Annotated in this window: 19 protein-coding genes; 9 read left to right on the plus strand and 10 right to left on the minus strand. The window is 67.2% G+C overall.

Features of this window, described 5'->3' with window-relative positions; genetic code table 11:
* Positions 1 to 13: 13 nt before the first annotated feature.
* The 3 genes from AC4EEO_RS09815 to AC4EEO_RS09825 form a co-directional block, all read right to left on the minus strand.
* Positions 14 to 1,045, minus strand: a complete 1,032-nt coding sequence (locus tag AC4EEO_RS09815; RefSeq protein WP_491340346.1) for an aldo/keto reductase — start codon at positions 1,043 to 1,045, stop codon at positions 14 to 16.
* 14 nt (positions 1,046 to 1,059) lie between these two features.
* Entirely contained in the window at positions 1,060 to 1,953 is an 894-nt protein-coding gene (locus AC4EEO_RS09820) for an SMP-30/gluconolactonase/LRE family protein (protein WP_491340347.1), read from the minus strand.
* A 113-nt stretch (positions 1,954 to 2,066) separates the two neighbouring features.
* Positions 2,067 to 2,846, minus strand: a complete 780-nt coding sequence (locus AC4EEO_RS09825) for an SDR family oxidoreductase (RefSeq protein ID WP_018761197.1) — start codon at positions 2,844 to 2,846, stop codon at positions 2,067 to 2,069.
* A gap of 234 nt (positions 2,847 to 3,080) precedes the next feature.
* On the opposite strand from AC4EEO_RS09825, the gene AC4EEO_RS09830 reads away from it, so the two are divergent.
* Positions 3,081 to 4,547, plus strand: coding sequence for an FAD-binding oxidoreductase (locus tag AC4EEO_RS09830; protein ID WP_491340348.1), 1,467 nt, complete (start codon positions 3,081 to 3,083; stop codon positions 4,545 to 4,547).
* 32 nt (positions 4,548 to 4,579) lie between these two features.
* Here AC4EEO_RS09830 and AC4EEO_RS09835 read toward each other — a convergent pair whose 3' ends face one another.
* The 3 genes from AC4EEO_RS09835 to AC4EEO_RS09845 form a co-directional block, all read right to left on the minus strand.
* Positions 4,580 to 6,493, minus strand: a complete 1,914-nt coding sequence (locus AC4EEO_RS09835; protein WP_491340349.1) for a DUF2264 domain-containing protein — start codon at positions 6,491 to 6,493, stop codon at positions 4,580 to 4,582.
* Positions 6,494 to 6,558: 65 nt separating this feature from the next.
* Positions 6,559 to 7,704, minus strand: a complete 1,146-nt coding sequence (locus AC4EEO_RS09840) for a LacI family DNA-binding transcriptional regulator (RefSeq protein WP_109044667.1) — start codon at positions 7,702 to 7,704, stop codon at positions 6,559 to 6,561.
* Positions 7,701 to 9,710 (minus strand): heparinase II/III family protein, encoded by a 2,010-nt coding sequence (locus AC4EEO_RS09845; RefSeq protein WP_240617695.1) that lies wholly within the window; start codon positions 9,708 to 9,710, stop codon positions 7,701 to 7,703. Before AC4EEO_RS09845 ends, AC4EEO_RS09840 begins: the two co-directional genes overlap by 4 nt.
* Before the next feature lie 160 nt (positions 9,711 to 9,870).
* Between AC4EEO_RS09845 and AC4EEO_RS09850 the strand changes: the two genes are divergently transcribed.
* Genes AC4EEO_RS09850 through AC4EEO_RS09875 form a run of 6 tightly spaced genes read left to right on the plus strand, consistent with a single transcriptional unit; the run spans position 9,871 to position 16,606 of the window.
* Positions 9,871 to 10,884: a hydroxyacid dehydrogenase gene (locus AC4EEO_RS09850; RefSeq protein WP_109044668.1), complete on the plus strand. Its 1,014-nt coding sequence runs from the start codon at positions 9,871 to 9,873 to the stop codon at positions 10,882 to 10,884.
* Between the two features lie 44 nt (positions 10,885 to 10,928).
* A complete protein-coding gene (locus AC4EEO_RS09855) occupies positions 10,929 to 12,209 on the plus strand; it encodes an ABC transporter substrate-binding protein (protein ID WP_491340350.1) in 1,281 nt (426 codons plus the stop codon).
* 9 nt (positions 12,210 to 12,218) lie between these two features.
* A complete protein-coding gene (locus tag AC4EEO_RS09860; RefSeq protein WP_018761190.1) occupies positions 12,219 to 13,157 on the plus strand; it encodes a carbohydrate ABC transporter permease in 939 nt (312 codons plus the stop codon).
* A complete protein-coding gene (locus tag AC4EEO_RS09865) occupies positions 13,157 to 14,092 on the plus strand; it encodes a carbohydrate ABC transporter permease (RefSeq protein ID WP_109044670.1) in 936 nt (311 codons plus the stop codon). The genes AC4EEO_RS09860 and AC4EEO_RS09865 overlap by 1 nt, the downstream gene beginning before the upstream one ends.
* The gene (locus AC4EEO_RS09870; protein WP_133831484.1) at positions 14,089 to 14,823 is read left to right on the plus strand and encodes a DUF624 domain-containing protein; all 735 of its coding nucleotides are present in this window, start codon (positions 14,089 to 14,091) and stop codon (positions 14,821 to 14,823) included. The genes AC4EEO_RS09865 and AC4EEO_RS09870 overlap by 4 nt, the downstream gene beginning before the upstream one ends.
* 10 nt (positions 14,824 to 14,833) lie before the next feature.
* On the plus strand, positions 14,834 to 16,606 hold the full coding sequence (locus tag AC4EEO_RS09875; RefSeq protein ID WP_133831483.1) for a glycoside hydrolase family 35 protein: 1,773 nt from the start codon (positions 14,834 to 14,836) through the stop codon (positions 16,604 to 16,606).
* 46 nt (positions 16,607 to 16,652) lie between these two features.
* Here AC4EEO_RS09875 and AC4EEO_RS09880 read toward each other — a convergent pair whose 3' ends face one another.
* Together AC4EEO_RS09880 and AC4EEO_RS09885 are read right to left on the minus strand one after the other, a co-directional pair.
* Complete coding sequence (locus tag AC4EEO_RS09880; RefSeq protein WP_109044672.1) at positions 16,653 to 17,189, minus strand: GNAT family N-acetyltransferase; 537 nt, start codon at positions 17,187 to 17,189, stop codon at positions 16,653 to 16,655.
* Between the two features lie 73 nt (positions 17,190 to 17,262).
* Positions 17,263 to 18,015, minus strand: a complete 753-nt coding sequence (locus AC4EEO_RS09885) for a lytic transglycosylase domain-containing protein (protein ID WP_133831482.1) — start codon at positions 18,013 to 18,015, stop codon at positions 17,263 to 17,265.
* A 55-nt stretch (positions 18,016 to 18,070) separates the two neighbouring features.
* Here AC4EEO_RS09885 and AC4EEO_RS09890 point away from each other — a divergent pair, with 55 nt between their 5' ends.
* Together AC4EEO_RS09890 and AC4EEO_RS09895 are read left to right on the plus strand one after the other, a co-directional pair.
* Positions 18,071 to 18,586, plus strand: coding sequence for a nucleoside kinase (locus AC4EEO_RS09890; protein WP_109044674.1), 516 nt, complete (start codon positions 18,071 to 18,073; stop codon positions 18,584 to 18,586).
* A 188-nt stretch (positions 18,587 to 18,774) separates the two neighbouring features.
* The gene (locus tag AC4EEO_RS09895; protein ID WP_109044675.1) at positions 18,775 to 19,284 is read left to right on the plus strand and encodes a hypothetical protein; all 510 of its coding nucleotides are present in this window, start codon (positions 18,775 to 18,777) and stop codon (positions 19,282 to 19,284) included.
* A gap of 177 nt (positions 19,285 to 19,461) precedes the next feature.
* Here AC4EEO_RS09895 and AC4EEO_RS09900 read toward each other — a convergent pair whose 3' ends face one another.
* Both AC4EEO_RS09900 and AC4EEO_RS09905 read right to left on the minus strand, forming a co-directional pair.
* Positions 19,462 to 20,076: a gluconokinase gene (locus AC4EEO_RS09900; RefSeq protein WP_043423874.1), complete on the minus strand. Its 615-nt coding sequence runs from the start codon at positions 20,074 to 20,076 to the stop codon at positions 19,462 to 19,464.
* Complete coding sequence (locus AC4EEO_RS09905) at positions 20,073 to 21,479, minus strand: GntT/GntP/DsdX family permease (protein ID WP_018761181.1); 1,407 nt, start codon at positions 21,477 to 21,479, stop codon at positions 20,073 to 20,075. Before AC4EEO_RS09905 ends, AC4EEO_RS09900 begins: the two co-directional genes overlap by 4 nt.
* Between the last annotated feature and the right edge of the window lie 138 nt (positions 21,480 to 21,617).

A 21,617-nucleotide genomic window follows, 5' to 3' on the forward strand; every position in this document is an offset into this window, starting at 1 on the left:
ACCGCCGCCGTTCCTAGCGGCCGCCCTCCATTTTGCGGCTGCGCTGCTCCTGCGCCATCGGCCCGTACGGGTAGACCCCCGTCTGCGGCAGGCTGGCCTCGGTGAGCCTGCTGACTTCTTCACTGCTGAGCCGCAGGTCGGCAGCAGCCATGTTGTCGGCCAGCTGTTCGGTGGTGCGGGCTCCCAGGATCACCGAGGTCACGGCCGGCCGGTCCGCGAGCCAGGCCAGGGCCACCTGGGCGGGGCTTACCCCGTGGCCCGCGGCGATGTTTTCGACTGCGTCAATGACCGCCCAGGTCCGGGGGTTGTCATTGCGTGCCTTCCACGCCTCCATGCCGCGTTCGGGGTTTTCACCGAGGCGGGTTGCGCCGGCCGGACGCTGGTCCCGCTTGTACTTGCCGGACAACCAGCCGCCGCCCAACGGGGACCACGGCAGCAGGCCAATCCCCGCGTCGAGGGCCGCGGGGACAATCTCGAATTCGATGTCCCGGACCAGCAGGCTGTACTGGGGCTGCAGGCTCACGGGCTCGCTCCAGCCCTGGTTGCGCGCCGTGTGGACGGCCTTGGTCAGCTGCCAGCCGAGGAAGTTGGAGAAACCGTAGTAGGCGATCTTGCCCCGGCCCACGGCGTCGTCGAGGAAGCGGAGGGTCTCTTCCAGCGGCGTGATGGGGTCCCACGCGTGCAGCTGGTAGAGGTCGATCTGGTCCACGCCCAGCCTGCGGAGGGAATCGTCCAGGGCGCGCGTCAGGCGCCGCCGCGAGGTTCCGACGTCGTTCGGTGCCGTTCCCATGGGGAAGCGTCCCTTGGTGGCGATGACCGCTGTGTCCCGCAGCGCGGGACGCTGGGCCAGCCAGCGGCCAATGATCTCCTCCGACGTGCCCGAACTGTAGACGTCGGCGGTGTCGATGAAGTTTCCGCCCGCGGCGAAGTAGCTGTCCAGGATGGCGTGCGAATCTTCCTCAGTGGCTTCCGCGCCGAACGTCATGGTTCCGAGCGCGTAGTTGGTCACGACAGTGCCGCTGTGGCCCAGGGTTCTGTACTGCATGGATGTCCTCACGTTCAGGGGTGGGTTGATGGAATGTTACGGCTGGCCGCATCGCGGGTTCTGGTGCGGATCCGGTACAGGCTGGTGGTCGCGGTGAGATAGAGGTCCCGGCCGTCCGGGCCGCCGAAGCACAGGTTGGAAACCGTCTCCGGGACGTCGATGGAAGCCAGCAACTCGAAAGATGCGGAGTAGATCCTGACGGCTGGGCCTGCGGAGGTCCAGATCCTGCCCTCGACATCGACCCGGAGTCCGTCGGCTGCCTGCCCGTCGGGGAGTTCCACCACGACGCGGCCGGGCCCGCAGGCGGCATCGCGAACGTCGTAGGCCACGATCCTCAGCGGCACCCCGTGGATCGGCCCCGCGGTGTCCGCCACGTACAGGACAGTCTCGTCCGGGGAGAACGCCAGCCCGTTGGGGTGCACGAGGTCGGTGATCACGGCGTCAAGGTTTCCGGACGCCGGATCGAGACGGAACACGTAGCAGCCTCCGTATTCCTGCTCGCCCTCGTGCCCTTCCGTGGTGCCGGGAAGGATGCCGTAGGGCGGGTCGGTGAACCAGATGGACGCGTCGCCGGCAATGACCACGTCGTTGGGCGAGTTCAGCCTGTGGCCCCGGAAGGAATCAACCAGGCCGGTCACGGTGCCGTTCCTGTCCCGTTCCACCCGGCGGCGGCCGTGGCTGCACTGCACCACGCTGCCGTCGTGGTCGAGCGTGCGCCCATTGGTGAATTCGACGTTCTGCGCGTAGTCGCGGACGGCACCGGTGGCGGGGTCGAATTCCAGGATGCGGTTGTTGGGAATGTCGCTCCAGCGCACGGTCTGCGTCGAGGGTACCCACAGGGGCCCTTCAGCCCAGACGGTTCCCGTGTAGAGGCACTCCAAGGCTCCCGTCGTCAGTCCATCAGCCATCGGCGCACCTTCGCATAGGCACCACCATAGCCCCACGGCCGGGGCGGGGCGCCTGTCCCGCGCCGACGCCGTGGATCAGGCCGGGAGGCCGTGCAGCCCGGGTGGCTGCGGGGTTACCAGACGGAGTCGCCGCGCAGGACAGCGTCGCTGCCGCCGTCGATGTAAACCACCTGGCCGCACAGGTGGGTGTTTTCCTCGCCGCCGAGCCAGGCCAGCAGGCGGGCCACGGCGATCGGTTCGGCGATGCCGTTCAACGGCATCGGGACCATCGCAAGCAGGGCTTCCCGGCCTTCGGCTGTGTCAATCAGGCCCGCCGTCATGGGGGTGGCAATGATGCCGGGGGCGACGGCGTTGAGCGGGATGCCTGCGCCGGCCCATTCCGGGGTGGCTGCCTGCCGCCGGACCCAGCGTGAGAGCGCCAGCTTGGTGGAGGCGTAGATGAGTCCCCCCGTGGTTTCCGGTTCCCGGGCCAGGACCTCGGCGCGGGCAAGCGACGCCGCTTCGTCCCCTGCCGTGAGCAGGGAAACGAGGTCGGGGTCGCTGGGCATCAGGGCGGCCATCGAGGAGACCAGCACGGCCCGCGGGGAAGGGGATCCGGCCAGGAGCGGGCGCAGGCCATCAAGGGTGGCGACGGTGCCGAAGAAATTCACCGCCACGGTAGCCGGCGTGGGGGTGGCCAGGCCGGCCACCGCGTACACGGCGTCCACCTGCCCCGCCAGGTCCCGGACTCCCTGCACCAGGGCTGTCCGCCCTGCGGGGGTTGAAAGGTCGGCGGTCACGTCAGTGCCGTGGATGTCCACGCCAATGACGCGGCCGCCCCGCTGCTCCAGCAGCTCTTTGGTTGCTTTGCCAATGCCGGAGGCGGCGCCGGTGACGACTGATATCCGGGTCATTCGATCCCCTTAAGCGTTGCTGCGGTGACGTGTTCGGTTTCACAGTAGAGGGGGTGTTGGCGGGCAGGACAGGGTCCAACGGCCCCTGCGGCCCGGACCGGGCCGATGGCACCGGCGCTCCCTTGACCCCGCCAGAGGCCAGGCGTATACCGAAAGAATCATCATGCTGGCCCCCGCTGGGCCCTGTATGGAGCCGGCTGCCCCTGGTCTTCGACACAAATATCTGGAGTTGTGATGGGTAGCGAACGTTTCAACGTGCTCCGCGAACAGGTCCGCGGGCAGGTCATCGAAGAGGAGGACGCCGAGTATGAGGCCGCGCGCCTTGTCTACAACGGCATGATCAGCCGCCGTCCGGCAGCAGTCCTGCGGGTCTCGCAGGTGGCGGACGTCCTGGCGGCCGTCCGGTTCGCCAGGGGCCTCGGGATCGAGGTCGCCGTGCGTGGCGGCGGACACAGTGCCCCGGGATTTGGGACGGTCGACGGCGGCCTGGTCCTTGATTTCTCGGCCCGCCGCGGCGTCCGCGTAGACCCCGCGGCACGGCTGGCCCGGGTGGAGCCCGGCGCCACGTGGGCGGACTACAACCACGCTGCGCATGCGTTCGGGCTGGCCAGTACCGGCGGGATTATCGGTTCAACCGGGGTCGCCGGCCTCACGCTCGGCGGGGGCATCGGCTACCTCTCCCGGAAGTATGGGCTGAGCTGCGACAACCTTGCTTCAGCGGACGTGGTCCTTGCCGACGGGACCTTCGTCACGGCCAGCGAAGCGGAAAACGTGGACCTCTTTTGGGCGCTGCGGGGCGGAAGCGGCAACTTCGGCGTGGTGACGTCGATGGAATTCCGGCTGCACCCGGTGGACATGGTGCATGTGGGGATCATGTTCTTCGATGCATCGGCCGGTGCCGCGGTGGGCGCTGCCTACCGGGAGTGGATCGCCGCCGAGCCCGACGAGATGGGGGCCTTCCTTGGATTCCACCAGGGACCGCCGGTCCCGTTCCTTCCCGAAGAATGGCACGGGAAGCCGGTGGCCGTGATTGCCGGCATGTGGACGGGCGATCTTGACGCGGGACCGGCACACTGGCAGAAGATGCTTGACGCGGGGACGGTGCTGGGCAGCTTTTTCGCACCCATGCCGTACCCGGCGCTGAACGTCATGTTCGACGGACTCAGCGGCGTTCCGGGACTGCAGGGTTACTGGAAGGCTGATTTCCTCCGCACCCTCAGCGACGAGGCGTTGCGGACCGCCGTCGAGTACGCACCGGGTATTCCCAGCGTCCACTCGGCCAACCACTTCTATCCGATCGACGGGGCGGTCCAGAGGGTGGCGCCCGAGGCCACCGCGTTCGCGTACCGCGACGTTGACTTTGCGCCGGTCATCGCGGCGCAGTGGCCCGACCCGGCGGAAAACGAGCGAAACATTGCCTGGGTCCGGGAATATTGGTCCGCGCTGCACGAGTTCTCCGAGCCCGGCGGCTACCTTAACTTCCAGGACGCCGACGACCAGTCCCGGATCGAGGACACCCTCGGATCGAACTATGCGCGGCTTGCCCACCTGAAGGCGAAGTACGACCCCGACAACTTCTTCCATGTGAACCAGAACATCAAGCCCGCCGCGGCAGGGGCCACGGCGCCATCGGAGGCGGCGCCGCACGAGGCCGCTGCGCCGCCCGCGGCACATCCGGCCGAGGGCGCCGCAACGTCCTGAGGTGCAGTGGGCCCGTGCGGAAGGTGCCGGACCTACGGCCGGAGCTGAGCCCACACGGCGGCGGGGTCCACGGGAGTGCCGTCGGCAAACACGAACAGGCCGTCCCCGCGGAAGCCGGCGGCGTCCAGTTCGGTGGTGAGTCCGTTCCCGCCGAGTCCGACGACGGCCGCGTAATCTCCGTCAGCCGCCGGACCGGCGGTGCCGGCCCACGGAATGGCCACCTGCTCCCCCACCGGGTGCGGCGCCTCCGACTGCCACGTGCCGGCGTCGTCAAGGTCCTGCCCCCAGCCCACGGGACGGACCACACTGCTGAGCGTGGACCCGGCGGGGACCGGCCACCCGCCGATCCGCAGCCGCGCGGCCGCCCCGGACGCCCCGCGCACACGCACCAGGCGAAGCTCGACGGCGCCGCGCGTCACCGAAACAACCGTCACTTCCGGACCGGGCGTGGCAACCCCGGCAGCTCCGCTGCCGTGGTCCGGACCGCCGTCGGGATCGATCGCGATCCAGTGCGTGGCCGCACGGGAGGCGCCCACCTGCACCCCGCCGGCGCCGAATTGGCCCAGGAAATCAAACCCGGTGCGGTGCGTCAGCCGCCCGCCGGCATCGGCGAACACCACCGCGTTGTCCAGGGACTCGGACGCCAGGTCCGGGAAGGTGGCCGTGGAGTAACCCAGGCGTGCGTACAGCGGTGAATCAGCCACCCGGGTTCCGGGGTTGGCGTGGTCGGTTCCATGGTTACGGACCCGGACCACGCCGTCCGCTGCCGTGCCATCCACCTGCCAGCCCGGGGCCGGGATGAACAGCCGGGTGTCTGCGGTCTCCACCGGCAACGGCTCCTCGACGGCGGTCCACGCCGGATGGTCCGCCGGAAGGGCCAGGCCCAGCATCCCCTTGGCCGCCCAGTAGGGCGAACCTGCGCCGGAGTAGGACTGCTTCATGCCCGGGAACTCGCCGTGGAACCCAATGGTGAGCAGGCCGTCGTCGTTCGTCGCCCCACGGCCCATGAAATAGGCCAGGACACCGGACGCTGCCCGCCGCGAAACACCGGGGCTCAACCGGGTATGGCCCAGCAGCTGGCCGCTCCAGAACGGGGCTGCCGCCGCAAAGCGGTAGATCAGGCTGCGGCCCTGGACCAGGGGCGCGCCGTCCGCCCCCACCAGGTGGATGGCGTCGTCGAGGAAGTCCGCCAGCCGGCCGCCGTCCAGCGCCGCCCGCGCCTGCACCCGGGGATCCCCGGGCGCCATGAGCTGCAGCAACTGCGGATACACCTGGAAGGCCCAGCCCACGTAGTGGTCGTACGCGCGCTCCGGCCCGTCGGCGAACCAGCCGTGGCCGCGGTGGAGGGAGTCATGGACGGCCAGGCCGGCGTCGATATCGGCATCCGAAGACCTGCCGCCAACGCCGGCGAGGAAGATCTCCACCACGATCTGGAACCACACCCAGTTGATTGGTGGGTAGGTTTCACCAATCACCGTCTCTAACCAGGCGATCAGTTGTTCCTGCACCCGGCGGGGCAACGTGTCCCAGAGGACGTCGCGGGTCAGGGCCAGTCCAACGGCCAGCGATGCGGCTTCCACCTTGGCCTGGTCCAGTTCGCCCGGCGTGGGCCAGCGGTCGGGGTTGGCGGGGTCGGTGCCGGCGTCGAGCCCTTTCGCGTACCAGTCCGCGAGCCAGCGGGTGCCCTCCGGGTCTCCGGCGATCCGGAAGGAGGCGAGCAGGAATGTGCGGGCGAAGGCTTCGAGCGAGTCGCTTCGGCGACCGTAGGCGCTGGTGGCGCCCGGCAGGAACAGGTTGGCGTGGTCGTCGGTGGCGAATCTGTGCGCCGAGCGCAGGAGGTGGTCCGCGTAGGCGCACCAGTGCTCACGGGTGAGGCCGGTGTAGGGCGACAAGTCCCGGTCCAGCGGGGGAAGGACAAGGGCGAGGGGACGTGCAGGGACAGGCATGGATTCCTAGGGGTGTGTGTTGCCCGCGGGCCGGGCAGTGGGCGGCCCGCGGAGCGGCATCGTGATTACGGCGAGTCCAGCAGCGCACCCGTGGCAGCGCGCGGCGCCCCCACCGATGAATCACGCAGGATCAGGTCGGGATTCAGTTCCACCCGGTGCACAGGCCGCATCCGGCCCTCGGCGAGCCGGGCGGCCACGAGCTGGACCGCCACCTTGCCCACGTACTGCTTGGGCGGGCGGACGGCTGAAATGGCGGGTTCGCCGAGGTAGGCCACCTCGTCGTCATATCCCACCACAGCGATGTCCCCCGGCACGGCAAGTCCACGGTCCACGCAGTGCTGGACGAATGCGACCGCCTGGGTGTCCGAATGCACCAAGATGGCGGTGGTACCGGTTGCGGAGCAGAGTGCCAGCACCTGGTCGAAGTGCTGTGCCCGGTCACCGTTGACCTGTTTCACGGAGTCTTCGAGGACGGCTCCCTGGACTGGAATCTTGAGCGCGGTGAGGGCCTGCTGCCAACCCCGGACGACGTGCGGGCTGGTGGGACTGGAGGAGTCCGTCAGGCAGCCGATCCGCCGGTGCCCTTCCTGCCACAGGTGCCGTACGGCCATGCCGGCGCCAAAGGCATGGTCCGTGGCCACCCACTCGAGCCGGTGCGCCGGAACCTCGGGCGGCGAGCGGCGTTCGGCCAGGACCACCGGGATGGGCAGCGCGTTAAGCCACCGCAGCAGCTCCTGCCCGTGCTCCCCGCCCATGTCCGGTGCCACGATCAGTCCGTCGATGTTCTGGGTATCCAGGAGGGCCTGGACCTGCCGCCGGTTGTCTGCAGCGTCGTAGGCGGAGCCGCGGACCAGGATCCGGAGGTTCTGGACTTCCGCTTCGGCACGCGCCCCGCTGATCACCTGCGGCCAGTAGTAGTCCAGCGACGGGACCACCATGCCGATCGAATAGCTGTGGTTGGCCGGCCGGCCCGCCGCGGTGCGGTCCAGGGGGCTGGGCAGTGTGGCACCGCCGTGGACCCGGGACACCAGCCCTTCATCCGCCAGGGTGTTCACGTCGCGGCGGATGGTCAGCTCACTGACCCCGAACCGCGCCGCAATGTCCCTGACGGTGATGGCGCCATGGGCGCGCAGCTCCTCCATGAGCCGTTCCCGGCGCTGCAGGGAAAACAACGATTTTCCTTCCGCTCCGGCGGATGGCTCAGGACTCATGGTGTTGCCTCCACAGTGAGGGTGAATGCGCCTGGGGCGCCGGACGGGGTTGGCGCGCGGAAGCGCAGGCGGGTGAGTTTCGGTCCCCAGACGACGGACAGCAGCGGGTCTTCCAGGTGCCATTCATCCACGAGGACGACGGCGGATCCAGGCTCCCAGCGCAAGGCGGCTCCCCGCCCGGTTGCCGCGGCGCCTCCGCAGTCCGTGCCGGGAATACCGGCCGGGTGGACTTCCGCGCTGCCCGCCGGACCGACACGGACGGTGCCGGAGGCCAGGAACGTGATGTCGACGTCGGACGCCGCTCCATCCGGTGCTGGAGCGTGCGGGCCTTCACTGTGCGGGCCGGCAGGGAGGTCCCAGTGGTCGGCAATAGTGACCCGGCCCATGACCCGGTCCAGGGTGGACGTGCGGATCCACTGGTGCGGCTGCAGCCCGTAGGCTGCCCCCAGGGCGAGTCGGAGTCGTGGCTGCTCCGCCGTGGGCAACCCGAGGACTTCGGCGGCGAACCCGCTGCCTGTTCCCTGCTCCATGCCGAACGGGGCAGGGACGTTGTGCCAGTTGCTCTGCATGGCGCGGATATCGTAGCGGTCCGGACCAAACGTCTTTGCGGTGTACGTGGGCTGGCCGGCGTCCACCAGCACGGGGGTGCCGTCCACGGCAACCACCACGGATCCGACGTCGCGGTGGTTGTGGTGCTCGCCGTTGTGGCCGCCCTTGGCGGCGAGGAGGAGGCCGCGGGTGGAACCTGCCGTTTCCCGGGCAACCATGATCTGGACCGACGGCAGGTAGGTGAACGCCACCAGCGGGAAGGCGCCATTGACGCCTTGGGGACGCCCGGGCGCCGACGCACTCCGGAACAGCGAATGCAGGACGCGGCCCAACCCGGCGGCCGCATCCGGCGCTCCGGAGAGCATCGAGGCCGCGTGCCGTGCCGCGTCATCGTCCCCCAGGCGCACTGCCCAGCGGTGGAGCATGTCCCACGGAAGGGCCGTGGCGGCGCGTGCGGGCCCATCCGCCACGTTCAGGAACCAGTGGCCGCCGATGTGCATCCGGTGCGGGAAGGCAACGAGCTCCCGGATCACCGGCAAGCCGGCACCGAGGACGCCCGCGGTGGCCTCCTCCAGCAGCGCCAGGCCCTCCAAGGCGCGGCCCGCCCCATTCCACCAATAGGCAAAACCTTCGTCGATGGCGCCGTCCGCCGGAATGGCGGCCAGGAAACGGTCCATCCCCTCGATGCAGCGGGCCAGGACCCGGGCCTGCAGGCGGGAATCGTCCACCAGGAACAGCGCCGCGACGATGAGGTTCGAATGGATCCACGGATTCCAGTTGTGGACGTCACCGTCCAGGCCCAGCCAGTGCCAGTCGAGCCGTTCCAGGAAGGGCTGGATCACGCGTTGGTGGACTTCCTCGCGCAGGCGCTTCCGCAGGCCGGGCGCCCGGCTGTCCAAGCGGGCACCGAGGACGTGGTCAAGCCAGGCCAGCTGTGCGGCCACCTCGCCGGCGCCCAGGTCGAGGAACGGCCGCCCCCGGTCAGGAACCACGTCCCCGGAGCAGCGGAATACGTCGTCGTGTGCCGCCCAGGACCAGGAGCTTTGCTCGCAGAGGAGGTAGGCGCCGTCCACAACATCGTCAAGCCACCCGTCAGCTTCATCACCGTCGGCAGCGGTCAGGGCCATCACCACGGCTCGGGTGAGTCTCTGCTGCCTGGCAGCCACCAGATCCTCGTAGGCGGTGCGGTTGCCGTCACGGAAGTAGCGCGCGTAGTGGGAAACCAGCGGTTGCGGCCAAGGCGTTCCGTGTTCCAGGACCGCCTGATGCTGCAGCGCCGCCAGGCTGGTTCCGGACACAGCGCGCCAGGCTCGATCGCCTGACGGGCGGACGGTGATGCGGGCCTCCGCGCCCTCGAGGGCGCGCAGCAGCTCATCCGGCCGGGCGTGCGTCCCCCACGCCGATGCAAGGGGGGCGCCGGGCGGCGTTGCCGCGCCGGGGATTAACGGAACAGGCATCAAAAATCGATTCTGTTGTTCGATCATGATCGTTTGAGGGTGATCTAGATCATCTTGGTTGTTCTGTCTTGTTCATGAGTATGTACTGATTGTTAGATGTGATGCAAGACATGAACAGCGGCCCGATCCGCTCTCCAACCAATGAAGAAAGGAGGCCCGAATGTCGCGTAAACCCAAGGCCCTGCTGGTCATGAACCAGGGAACCTTTGCCGACCAGTTCGATTCCCTGCGGCTCGACCGGCTGGCGGGCCTGGTGGACCTGGGCAAAGCGCCGTGGACCGATTCCCTGGACAACCCGGCGATCACCGGCCACCTGGCCGACGTCGAAATCCTGCTGACCAGCTGGGGGGTGCCCCGCCTCGACGCGCCTGCCCTGGCACGGATGCCCAACCTGCGTGCGGTGTTCCATTGTGCCGGTACAGTTCGCAGCTTCGTCACTCCGGAGTTGTGGAAACGCGGCATCGTGGTGACGAACGGCGCCGACGCAAACGCCATCCCGGTAGCCGAGTTCACTTTCGCTTCGATCGTGCTGGCCGGCAAGAAGGCCCACGTGCTCGCGAACGACGCACGCATCCACCGCGAGGACTGGGGCTACGCCACGTCACGCGGGGAGTTGGGCAACATCGGCCGGGTGATCGGCGTGATCGGGTTCTCCCGCATCGGCCGCCGGGTGGTCCGGCTGGTCCAGCAGCTGCAGGACGTGACCTGCCTGGTCAGCGACCCCCATGCGGACTCCGCGGCCGTGGCGGACGCCGGCGGGAAACTGGTGTCCCTGCAGGAGCTGCTGGAGTCCTCGGACATCGTCACGGTCCACGCCCCGGCCCTGCCGGAAACCCGGCACATGATCGGGTCCGCCGAGCTGCAGGCCATGAAGGACCACGCAACACTGATCAACACCGCGCGGGGTTCACTGGTGGACACCAAGGCCCTCGAAGCCGAGTGCGCCACGGGCCGGATCCAGGCCTTGTTGGATGTCACCGAACCCGAACCGCTCCCGGCGGACTCGATTCTCTACGACCTTCCCAACGTGGAGATCACTCCGCACATCGCAGGCTCCCTGGGAACGGAAACCCGGCGGATGTCCGATGCAGCACTGAACGACCTTGAACGCTACCTGACCGGGCAGCAACTCGCGGCGCAAGTGGTCTCAGCAGACCTCTCCCTCAGCGCCTGAACAACCTCACGCCGCACACAACCAAAACCTCAAAGGAGAACGCAATGAAGCGCAGGACTTTCACCGCCATGGCGCTGGCCGTCACCGCAGGCCTCGGCCTGTCCGGATGCGCCGGGGCCGCAGGCACGGCACCGCAGGCCCAGGACGGCAAGACCACGTTGACGGTATCCGTGTGGAACTACGCAGGGACACCGGAATTCAAGGCCCTCTTCGACGGCTACGAAGCCAGCCACCCCAACGTCCACATCGAACCCGTTGACATCCTGGCCGACGACTATCCGCAGAAAGTCACCACCATGCTGGCCGGCGGCGACACCACCGACGTCCTGACCATGAAGAACGTCATCGACTATGCCCGCTACGCGAACAACGGCCAGCTCCAGGAAATCAACAACGTGGTGGACGCCGTGGGCAAGGACAAGCTGGCAACCCTTGACGCATTCAACATCAACGGCAAGTACTACGCGGCCCCGTACCGCCAGGACTTCTGGCTGCTCTACTACAACAAGGACCTCTTCAAGGCGGCCGGCATCGACGACCCCAAGGACCTGACCTGGGACAAGTACGCCGAGATCGCCAAGAAACTCAGCGGCACCGCCCCCGACGGCAAGAAGGTCTACGGTACCTACCAGCACATCTGGCGCTCGGTGGTGGAAGCCATCTCCGCGGCCCAGAACGGCAAGGACCAGAACAGCGGCGACTACAGCTACTTCAAGGACCAATACACCATGGCCCTTGACCTGCAGAAGAGCGGCGCCTCCCTGGACTACGCAACGGCCAAGAGCCAGAAGACCAGTTACAGGACCATGTTCGAAAGCGGCCAGGCCGCCATGATGCCCATGGGCACCTGGTACATCGCCGGCCTGCTGCAGGCCAAGAAGGACGGCAAGACCAACGTCAACTGGGGCCTTGCACCCATGCCGCAGAAGGACTCGAACGGCAAAACCACCACCTTCGGCTCCCCCACCGCCTTCGCCGTGAACAAGAACGCCACCCACTCCGACGAGGCCAGGAAGTTCATCGAGTGGGCCGCCGGCGAAGAAGGAGCCAAGGCCATCTCCAAGGTGGGCGTGGTCCCGGCCCTCCAGGACGACGCCGTGACGGACGCCTACTTCAAGCTCGACGGCATGCCCACCGATACCCTGTCCAAGAAGGCATTCGCGCCGGACAGCACCGCCCTGGAGATGCCGGTCAGCGACAAGTCCGCGGCCACGGACAAGATCCTGAACCAGGAGCACGACCTCATCATGGTCGGTGAGAAGTCGGTTGCCGACGGAATCGCCGAGATGGGCAAGCGTGTCAAGAGCGAAGTCCTGGGCCAGTAACAGGCAGCCATGACAACCAAAACCATCACCCCGGCCGCCGCGCCCGCTGCAGCCCCGGCTCCCGGCCGGGGCAACCGGAAACAGGCGCGGCGCAACACCCTGATCGGCTGGACGTTCATCCTGCCGAACTTCCTGGGATTCCTGGCCTTCACGCTCATCCCGGTGCTGGCCGCATTCGCCCTTTCCTTCATGGAATGGACCTCCTTCAGTGCCCCCAAGTGGGTGGGACTGGCGAACTTCCAGCGGATGCTGGCCAGCGACTCCTTCTGGGTGGCCCTGCGGAACACCGTGGTCTACGCGATCGGGCACGTGCCGCTGACCATGGCCCTGGCCCTGCTGCTGGCCATGCTGCTGAACCGCAAGCTCAAAGGCATCGGCTTCTTCCGGGTGGCCATCTTCTTCCCGTACATCACCTCCCTGGTGGCCGTCGCCGTCGTCTGGAACATGCTCTTCAGCCCGGACAACGGACCCATCAACCAGTTCCTGCACGCGATCGGCATCGCCAACGCGCCGGGCTGGACCTCCAGCTCGGACTGGGCACTTCCCGCCGTCATCATCACCAGCGTCTGGCGGGACATGGGCTATTACATGGTGCTGTACCTGGCGGGCCTGCAGGCCATCCCCTCGGAACTTTACGAGGCCGCGGAGGTTGACGGCGCCAGCGCCTGGCAGCGGTTCTGGAACGTCACCATTCCGTCGCTGCGGCCCACCACGTTCTTCGTGGTGGTCATGCTGACGGTTTCCAGTTTCAAGGTCTTCGACCTCATCGTGGTGATGACCAACGGCGGTCCCGGCCGCTCCACCACGGTCCTGTCCCAGCTCATCTACCAGGAGGGCATCGGCGAGGGGAAGTTCGGCTACTCGTCCGCGATCTCGCTCGTGCTGTTCCTGATCGTGCTGACGGTCACCGTCCTGCAGTTCAAGATCCAACAGCGGAGGGAACGCTGATGACCAACATGGCCGAAGACCTCAAGGCCGAGTCCCGGCTCCTGGGAATCGGGCTTCCCCCGAACACCGCCGAAGAGGACCGCCGCACCGAACGCCGCCGTTCACCGCGGGAGCAGAAAAAACGCACCACAGACCTTGTCATCTACGCCGTGCTGGCCGTGCTCGTGGTGGCGCTCATGGTGCCGTTCATCTGGATGGTCTCCTCCTCGCTGAAGGAAAACAACCAGGTCCTCACGGTGCCCATCCAGTGGATTCCCAGCGAGTTCGTGTGGAGCAACTACACGGACATCTGGACCCGGATCCCCATGATGGGGTACCTGCAGAACTCGCTGTACCTGGCCGTGATCATCACCTGCCTGCAGGTGGTCACCGGATCGCTGGCAGCCTACGGCTTCTCCAAGGTCCGTTTCCCGGGCCGGGACGTCCTGTTCCTCTGCTACATCGGCACCATCGCCGTGCCCTGGCAGGCCTACATGGTGCCGCAGTACATCATGATGCAGAACCTGGGCCTGACCAACAGCTTCAACGCCCTGATCCTGCTCCAGGCGTTCGGCGCATTCGGTGTTTTCCTGATGCGGCAGTACTACATGACCATCCCTGATGAACTGTGCGAAGCCGCCCGGATCGATGGCTTGAGCGAATACGGGATCTGGGCCCGGGTGATCCTGCCGCTGTCCAAGCCGGCGCTGGCCAGCCTGGCACTGCTGACGTTCGTGAACACGTGGAACGACTACATGGGCCCGTTCATCTACCTCACCTCCAACCGGCTCTGGACCGTTCAGCTGGGGCTGCGTTCCTTCGTGGGCCAGTTCGACGCCGAGTACGCCATGATCATGACCGGGTCCGTCATCTCGGTGATCCCCATCCTGGCCATCTTCCTCATCGGGCAGCGGTACTTCATCCAGGGCATCGCCACGAGCGGGATGAAGGGATGACCTCCGTGGCGCAGGACCACACGTCCCGGCCGGGTGGGCCCCCGCGGCGCGGCCTGGCCGGGCGCATCCCCAGCCCCGGGTTCGACGCGTTCGGCAGCATTTTCGGCTTCATCTACACCTTCCTGGCCGGTAATGTGCTCGTGGCGCTCGCCAACGCCCCGCTGGTGCTGTGCCTTGCCCTGGTGGCGGATCCGGCCGCGGCATGGCCTTTCTTCCTGGCGCTGTGCGTCACCGTTGCGCCGTCGCTCGCCGGACTCTTCGCCTCCTTCCAGGCATTGCGCGACGACGGCGCCGCGGCCAAGCCGGTGGCCTCCTTCCTGCGGGGCTACCGGCGCGGTTTCCGTCGGGCGGCCCTGCTCGGAGTCGCGGCCGTGGCGGTACTGCTCTTCCTTGGCGTGGACCTGGCGATCGTGCAGTCCATGCCGGCCGCCGCACTCCTGGTGCCCGTGATCGTGGTGGCCGCCGCGATGACCGTGAGCGTGGCCGTGATGGCGATTGCCGGCGTCGTACTCCTTCCCGGCAGCGGGCTGAAAAGCCTGCTCAAGGCGTCCCTCTACCTGTCCGTCCAGCGCTGGTACCTGAGCCTGGCCATGCTGGTGCTGCTGGGGATCATTGCCTCCGCGGCCGTGCTGCAACCGGTCCTGGGCGTGGCCCTGGCACCGGCACCGCTGCTGTTTGTGGCTTGGAGCAACGCCGCCTATGCCTACTCTTCCGTCCTGCGTACTTCCTAGGATTCCCTCCGTGCACACCTTTGCCATCGGCAGCCGCGACTTCCTGCTGGACGGGGAGCCGTTCCGCATCCTCTCCGGGGCCATCCACTACTTCCGCGTCCACCCGGACCTTTGGGCAGACCGGATCCGCAAGGCGCGGCTGATGGGCCTGAACACCATCGAAACGTACGTGCCGTGGAACGAGCACTCCCCCGCTCCCGGAGTGTTCCGGACCGGCGGCGGCCTGGACCTTGCCCGGTTCCTGGACCTGGCAGACGCGGAAGGAATGCGGGCCATCGTGCGGCCGGGGCCGTATATCTGCGCGGAATGGGACAACGGCGGACTGCCGGCGTGGCTTTTCACCGATCCCTCCATCGGTATCCGCAGCAGCGAACCCCGTTACCTGGCGGCGGTGGATGGTTTCATGGAGAACCTGCTGCCCATCGTCGCGGAGCGGCAGGCCACCCGCGGCGGGCCGGTCATCCTGTTCCAGATCGAGAACGAGTACGGCGCATACGGCTCGGACAAGGCGTACCTGCAACACCTGGTGGACGTCGCAAGGCGGGCAGGCGTGGACGTTCCCCTTTTTACCTGCGACCAGCCGTTCGGGACCATGATCGAGGACGGCTCACTGCCAGGGCTGCACAAGACCGGCACTTTTGGTTCCCGCGCCGCCGAGCGGCTTGCGTTCCTGCGGGAACGGCAGGCGGACGGCCCGCTCATGTGTGCAGAGTTCTGGAACGGCTGGTTCGACACCTGGGGAACGCACCACCACACCACGGACGCCGCCGCGTCCGCCGCCGAGCTGGACACCTTGCTGTCCGCCGGGGCGTCGGTGAATATCTACATGTTCCACGGCGGCACGAACTTCGGATTCACCAACGGCGCGAACGACAAAGGCATCTACGAACCCACCATCACCTCCTACGACTATGACGCCCCGCTGTCCGAGGACGGATACCCCACCGACAAGTACTTTGCGTTCCGCGAGGTCATAGCCAAACATTTCCCCGTTCCTCCGGAGGTCCCTTCGCGGCGCCCGGCCGCTGCCGAGGCGGCGGTGGTTGTGGGGTCGAGCGCCGCGCTGCTGGACGTTGCCGGCGCCCTGCCCGCCGCAGCGGTCCCCGGCCCCGTGCCACCGGGCGAGGCCACCGGCCAGTACCGGGGGTTCGTCCTCTACGAACGGCACATGCCCGACGCCGGAGTCCTCACCTTCAGCGACGTGCGAGACCGCGCCCAGTTCTTCCTGGACGGCATCCCGGCGGGTGTCCTGGCCCGCGAACTCGGCGAGCGCACCATCGTCCTGCCGTCAGGTGGGAAACTGCAGATCCTGGTCGAAGACCAGGGCCGGGTCAACTACGGGCCAAGGATCGGCGAAGCCAAGGGCCTGATCGGGCCGGCGCTGCTGAATGGCGTTGAGCTTGCGGACTGGACCATCCGGCGTGTGGACCTTTCGTCCCTTGCGGCTTTCCGGGCCGCTGCAGTGCCGCTGCCCGGTTCCGGGGGCGGTGCGCCGCACGGCTCCGGCGGCGTGGCCGGACCTTCCGTCTCCTTCGCCACCTTCACGGCCGACGCTCCCGGCGACCGGTATTTGCGGCTGGACGGATGGACCAAGGGCAACGCCTTCATCAACGGCTTCAACCTGGGCCGTTACTGGAGCCGCGGGCCGCAGCGCACTCTCTACGTGCCAGGGCCCCTGATCCGGGCCGGCAGCAACGAACTCGCCATTCTCGAACTGCAAGGCAGCGCCACCCGCGCAGCGCAGTTCGTGTCCGGCCCGGACCTTGGGCCGGACGAAAAGTAGGCTCCCCGCGTCTCAAAGCGGCAGCGGCTGCCGCGGTACGGCGCTCTTAAAGGATGCGCTGGTACATGCGGTGGTCCTGCCACTGGCCGGCGATCCGCAGGTAGGCCCGGGCGGTGCCGTACGCCTCGAAGCCGTTCTTCTCCAGCACCCGTTGCGATGCCGTGTTGTGCAGGAGCGTGGCCGCCTCGAGGCGGTGCAGGCCGAGTTGGGCCTTGGCAATGATCATCGCCGCGGCCAGCGCCGACGTCATGAGCCCTCCCCCTTGGGCGTCCTGTGCGGTCCAGTAACCCACGTGGGCGTTTTGGAAGGCGCCGCGGACGATCGAGCTCAGGGTCAGCAGGCCGACCACTGCCTTGTCCGCCACGAGGACCATCGGGAGTGCGGTGCCGTCGTCGAGGTCCTTCACCCGCCGGGTGAGGACGTCATGCTGGCCCTGGACCGTGTAGAACTCCTCGGGCCTGACCGGTTCCCACGGTGCGAGGTAAGCGCGGTTGGCCTGGAACGCGGCGGCCAGCGGCGCGGCGTCAGACAGGTGGACGGGACGGAGCACGATGCCGTTGGCGAGTTCGCAGGAGAAGTCCACGCGCCCAGACTACCTGCCGTGCGGGTGTGGCGGATTGCCCTGGCAGGTGTCTAACCACGCCCTTAATTCTGTGCTACTCGGCCGTGCCCGTCTTCGCGGCATAGGCAGTGGCCTGGGCGCGCACCTGCCGGATGTAGGCATCTGACTGGTTGTACGAGTAGATGGCATTAGTCCACCCCTGCGCTGTGGTCAGGTCGCGGCCGTGGCCGCACAGGTACGTCGCGGCGGTGAGGGCGGCGTCGTCCAGGTTGAACGGATCCGCCAGGCCGTCGCCGTTTCCGTCCAGGCCCGCCATCTTCCAGGTGGAAGGGATGAACTGCATCGGTCCAACGGCATGGTCCCAGCGGGCGTCACCATCCAGGGCACCGCCGTCCGTGTCAGGGATGGCGGCGAAGCCGGCGCCGTTGAGGCTTGGGCCCACAATGGGGCCCGTTGCGTGACCGTCCTTGTCCAGGCTCCCGCCGCCGTAAGTTCCGTGCGCCGATTCGACGAAGCCCACGGCCGCCACCGTGTTCCAGCCGATCCCGCAGCCAGGATTGGAATCGTTGGCAGCAGCAGCTGCGGCAACATACACGCGCAGCACGGTAGCGGGGATCCCGGTCTGCGCGGCCGCCTGCGCGAGCCACCCACCGTCCGGGGTCCTGGTCACCTTCACCGCCGTCGTCATGCCGGCGGACAACGCATCCATCTTTACGGCCGCCCGGGGCGGCGGCGAAAAGGCCCCGTGTGCGTCAGCGCCCGGCTGCCCGATGGCCCAGAACGAGAACGCGGTCATAACGCCCACCAGGAAGAGGCAGAGAACCAGGTAGCGTTTGAAACGGAGCACTGACCAATCAAACCATTTCCGGCCGCAGCCGGTTGACGGCTGGGTACCATCAGGCATGGGCAGAAGGAATTACCTGGTGGAAGGTGGTTCAGGGACCGGAAAGACCGCCGTATGCAACGAGTTGCGGCGGCGCGGCTTCCAAGCCATCAATGGCGACCGGGAGCTGGCCTACCAGGGTGATCCGGAAACCGGCGAACCACAGGCGGGCATCACCGGCGCCGCTGCGCATCATCACCACCTCTGGCGGGTGGGCGACGTGGAAGCCCTCGCCTCGGACCGGAGTGAGGCAGTGACCTTTTTCTGCGGCGGTTCAAGAAACCTCGGAAAGTTCATCCACCTGTTTGACGGCGTCTTCGTCTTGGAGGTGGACCTGGAGACGCTGAAACGGCGGCTTGACGGGCGCCCCGATGAGGAATGGGGTGGGCGGCCGGCGGAGCGGGCACTGATTGAGCAGCTGCACAGGACACGGGAGGACATCCCGCCTGGCGGCATCGCCATCGACGCCACCGCGCCGCTCCATGACGTGGTGGACGAGATCCTGCGGCAGGTCCAGGCGACGGGCGGAGCCTGAACCTCCCCGCGGTGCCAGTCCAGGGCGGCCCCTTGAGGCGGCCGGTCCCGGCATGCGGTGCCCGCCGGGAAGTCACCCTGGTCCGGCGCCGGGGACTTTAAGTGCGGTCTTCCATCGAGCGCGCGGCGGGAGCAAACTGCGAGAACGCGGGTGCCCGCGTACACACCATCCAGCAGAAAGGCGTTCCAATGACCACTTTCGAACCTCTCCTTGGGATCGGCGTCAGCGAGATGCAAAGCGCCGCGGGGAGGGAAGTCAAGAGGATCATGGCCGAGGCAGGCGGCGACCGTCTCAAGGCCGACAAGATCGTCCTCAACAAACTCCTTGAGCTTCAGTTCGTCACCGAATCGGAGCTGCCCGTGCTGACGCGCATCTGCGAACTGGGATACGCCGTCACGGGCGGCAAACACGACGCTGCCGCGGCCCACACCGAGGTCAAGAAGGCGTACGAAGAGCTCCTGGTCCGCGGCAACGCCACCCCCGTGGCGCTGTCCTATGCATCCGGCGCCATGGGCTCCTACGTGCCAACCAGTTCCGGTGGACAGACCACAGTCGTCTACAAAAAATCAGGCGGCAACTGGCAAGGGACCCTGGCCGGGGCGGGAGCCATCATCGGAGGATACTTCGGGGGGCCGGGCGGCGCGGCCGTCGGCGGCGCCATCGGCGGTGTCCTCGGCAAGATTGTCGACGACTGCTGACCGGGAGCACTGAAACACCCGGGCCTTCAACAGGTGCACCATCACGAGATGCGGCGTGAAGATGTACCCCGAGAACGCGATAGGAAACTACCCGAAATGCGGCGGATCGATTCCGGGCAAAGAAAAATGCAGCGCGCCATTGGCGCGCTGCATTTTGTGGCCACTCCTGAGGTGGCCCTAGCCGTCGCTTCCGGCAGCGGACGTGCCGGCGGATGACGTGCCCGGCCTGGGGTGGCCGAGGGCCGAGGAGCCTGCGGCAGGGGAAAGGCCCAAACGGCGGACGATTTCGGCTGCTTCCTCTGCGGGAGTGCGGCCCACGTCGATGACGACGGTATTTTCCTCCGGTCCCGGAGGTTCCAGGGTGGCGATCTGTGAATCCAGCAGGGTGGCCGGCATGTAGTGGTCCATGCGGCTCGTCAGGCGCCGTGCGATCTGTTCCTTGGAGCCAGACAGATGCACAAAGACGACGTTCTTCTCACGGAGCCGGTCACGGTAGATCTTCTTCAACGCTGAGCAGGTAATGATGCCTGGTATCCCGGCCATGGTGTGTTCGATGATCCAGGAGGCGATCGTGTCGAGCCAGGGCCAACGGTCGTCATCGGTCAGCGGGATGCCGGACGCCATCTTTTCGATGTTCTCAGGTGAATGGAGATCGTCGCCCTCCTCAAGGTCCCAACCAAGCTGGCCGGCGAGGATGCCTGCCACCGTGGACTTGCCGGAACCTGAGACACCCATGATGACGAGGACGGGCTGTTGGTCCTGCCCTGGTGCGGGCACTGGATCCTGCGTCATGGAATCACCACGGAAAGAAGCATCACCAGGCCGAAGCCGACGAGCGAGATCAGCGTCTCCATCACTGACCAGGTCTTGAAGGTCTGGCCCACGGTCAGGCCGAAGAGTTCCTTGACCAGCCAGAATCCGGCGTCGTTGACGTGGGAGAGGAACAGCGATCCTGCACCCACCGCGAGTGCCAACAGGCCTGCGTGCGCCGGGGAAAGGGACGTGGCCAATGGGGCGACGATGCCGGCCGCTGTGACGGTTGCCACCGTGGCCGAACCCGTGGCCAGCCGCATGGCCACGGCGATGAGGAACCCGAGGACCAGCACCGAGATGTTCGCGCCGGTGGCCCATTTCGCGACGGCGTCTCCGACGCCGGCGCCGATCAGTGTCTGCTTGAACCCGCCGCCGGCGCCGACGATGAGGATCACCGCGGCGATCGGTCCCACGGAGGCACCGATCTTGCCGCCGATCTTGTTGCCGGAGAAGCCGACGGCGTAGCCGAAGGTCACCAGGGCCAGGAGCACGGCGAGGGTCATGGCGACGAGCGGTTCACCGATGAAGTCGAAGAACACGCGTGCCGCGCTGGGGTTCTTGGCGTCCGGGGAAATGATGTCAACGATGGCCTTGAGGAGCATGAGCACGACAGGGAAGACGATGGTCAGCAGGGTGACGAGGAAGGTCGGCTGGCGTTTGGCGTCCGGGTCCGCCTGCGTGTGTTCGGTGTCGATACCGCCGGCCAGCTTCGGTGCGTCGACGGGGACCCAGCGGGCGGCGTAGATCGCGAAAAGCGGTCCGCAGATAATGACGGTGGGGATGGCGATCAGGAGGCCGAGGGCAAGTGTGATGCCGAGCGGGGCGTTCAGGCTGGAAATGGCAACCAGGGGGCCGGGGTGCGGCGGGACCAGTCCGTGGAGCACGGAGAGGCCGGCAAGGGCTGGAATGGCGACGCGCATCAACTTTCCGCCGGACCGCTGGGCGACCAGCACGATGACCGGCAACAGGAGGACCAGGCCGATCTCGAAGAACATCGGCAGACCGATGATCACCGCCACCAGGGCCATGGCCCACGGCAGGAGCTTCGGGGAGACCTTGCCAAGCAAGGTGTCCACCACGCGGTTTGCTCCGCCGGAATCGGCAAGCAGTTTGCCCAGCATCGCGCCCAGGGCAATCAGCAGGCCCACTTCCTTCAGGGTGTTGCCCACGCCGTCTTCGAAGTTGCTGATGACCTTGTCCAAGCCGACGCCTGACGCCAGCCCGACAAAGGCCGAGCCGAGCACCAGTGACAGGAAGGGATGAAGCTTGAATTTGACGATCAGCAGCACGATGAGGGCGATGCCGATCGCGGCGACCACCACGAGTTGGGTGTCGTGGCCGTTCCAGGGCTGCGCTGCCGCAGGAAGGAGGAGGGGTGTCATGGGTTTCCTTGGGTTGGGGCGGAACCGGGAACTATTTGTTTTTGACCGGACCGCCAAATATGCTGTGGATCACCGTACACACTAAATACGATTTATGGAACCCGGCGGCGCTGCCAGCAAATTGACGTGCCTCCGGCC

This window comes from Pseudarthrobacter sp. MOO13 (genome assembly GCF_058267655.1).

Excerpts from the sequence above, each read along its gene's own strand:
- AC4EEO_RS09815 (WP_491340346.1), bottom strand. The coding sequence starts at position 1,045 with ATGCAGTACAGAACCCTGGGCCACAGCGGCACTGTCGTGACCAACTAC.
- AC4EEO_RS09820 (WP_491340347.1), bottom strand. The coding sequence starts at position 1,953 with ATGGCTGATGGACTGACGACGGGAGCCTTGGAGTGCCTCTACACGGGA.
- AC4EEO_RS09825 (WP_018761197.1), bottom strand. The coding sequence starts at position 2,846 with ATGACCCGGATATCAGTCGTCACCGGCGCCGCCTCCGGCATTGGCAAA.
- AC4EEO_RS09830 (WP_491340348.1), top strand. The coding sequence starts at position 3,081 with ATGGGTAGCGAACGTTTCAACGTGCTCCGCGAACAGGTCCGCGGGCAG.
- AC4EEO_RS09835 (WP_491340349.1), bottom strand. The coding sequence starts at position 6,493 with ATGCCTGTCCCTGCACGTCCCCTCGCCCTTGTCCTTCCCCCGCTGGAC.
- AC4EEO_RS09840 (WP_109044667.1), bottom strand. The coding sequence starts at position 7,704 with ATGAGTCCTGAGCCATCCGCCGGAGCGGAAGGAAAATCGTTGTTTTCC.
- AC4EEO_RS09845 (WP_240617695.1), bottom strand. The coding sequence starts at position 9,710 with ATGCCTGTTCCGTTAATCCCCGGCGCGGCAACGCCGCCCGGCGCCCCC.
- AC4EEO_RS09850 (WP_109044668.1), top strand. The coding sequence starts at position 9,871 with ATGTCGCGTAAACCCAAGGCCCTGCTGGTCATGAACCAGGGAACCTTT.
- AC4EEO_RS09855 (WP_491340350.1), top strand. The coding sequence starts at position 10,929 with ATGAAGCGCAGGACTTTCACCGCCATGGCGCTGGCCGTCACCGCAGGC.
- AC4EEO_RS09860 (WP_018761190.1), top strand. The coding sequence starts at position 12,219 with ATGACAACCAAAACCATCACCCCGGCCGCCGCGCCCGCTGCAGCCCCG.
- AC4EEO_RS09865 (WP_109044670.1), top strand. The coding sequence starts at position 13,157 with ATGACCAACATGGCCGAAGACCTCAAGGCCGAGTCCCGGCTCCTGGGA.
- AC4EEO_RS09870 (WP_133831484.1), top strand. The coding sequence starts at position 14,089 with ATGACCTCCGTGGCGCAGGACCACACGTCCCGGCCGGGTGGGCCCCCG.
- AC4EEO_RS09890 (WP_109044674.1), top strand. The coding sequence starts at position 18,071 with ATGGGCAGAAGGAATTACCTGGTGGAAGGTGGTTCAGGGACCGGAAAG.
- AC4EEO_RS09895 (WP_109044675.1), top strand. The coding sequence starts at position 18,775 with ATGACCACTTTCGAACCTCTCCTTGGGATCGGCGTCAGCGAGATGCAA.
- AC4EEO_RS09900 (WP_043423874.1), bottom strand. The coding sequence starts at position 20,076 with ATGACGCAGGATCCAGTGCCCGCACCAGGGCAGGACCAACAGCCCGTC.
- AC4EEO_RS09905 (WP_018761181.1), bottom strand. The coding sequence starts at position 21,479 with ATGACACCCCTCCTCCTTCCTGCGGCAGCGCAGCCCTGGAACGGCCAC.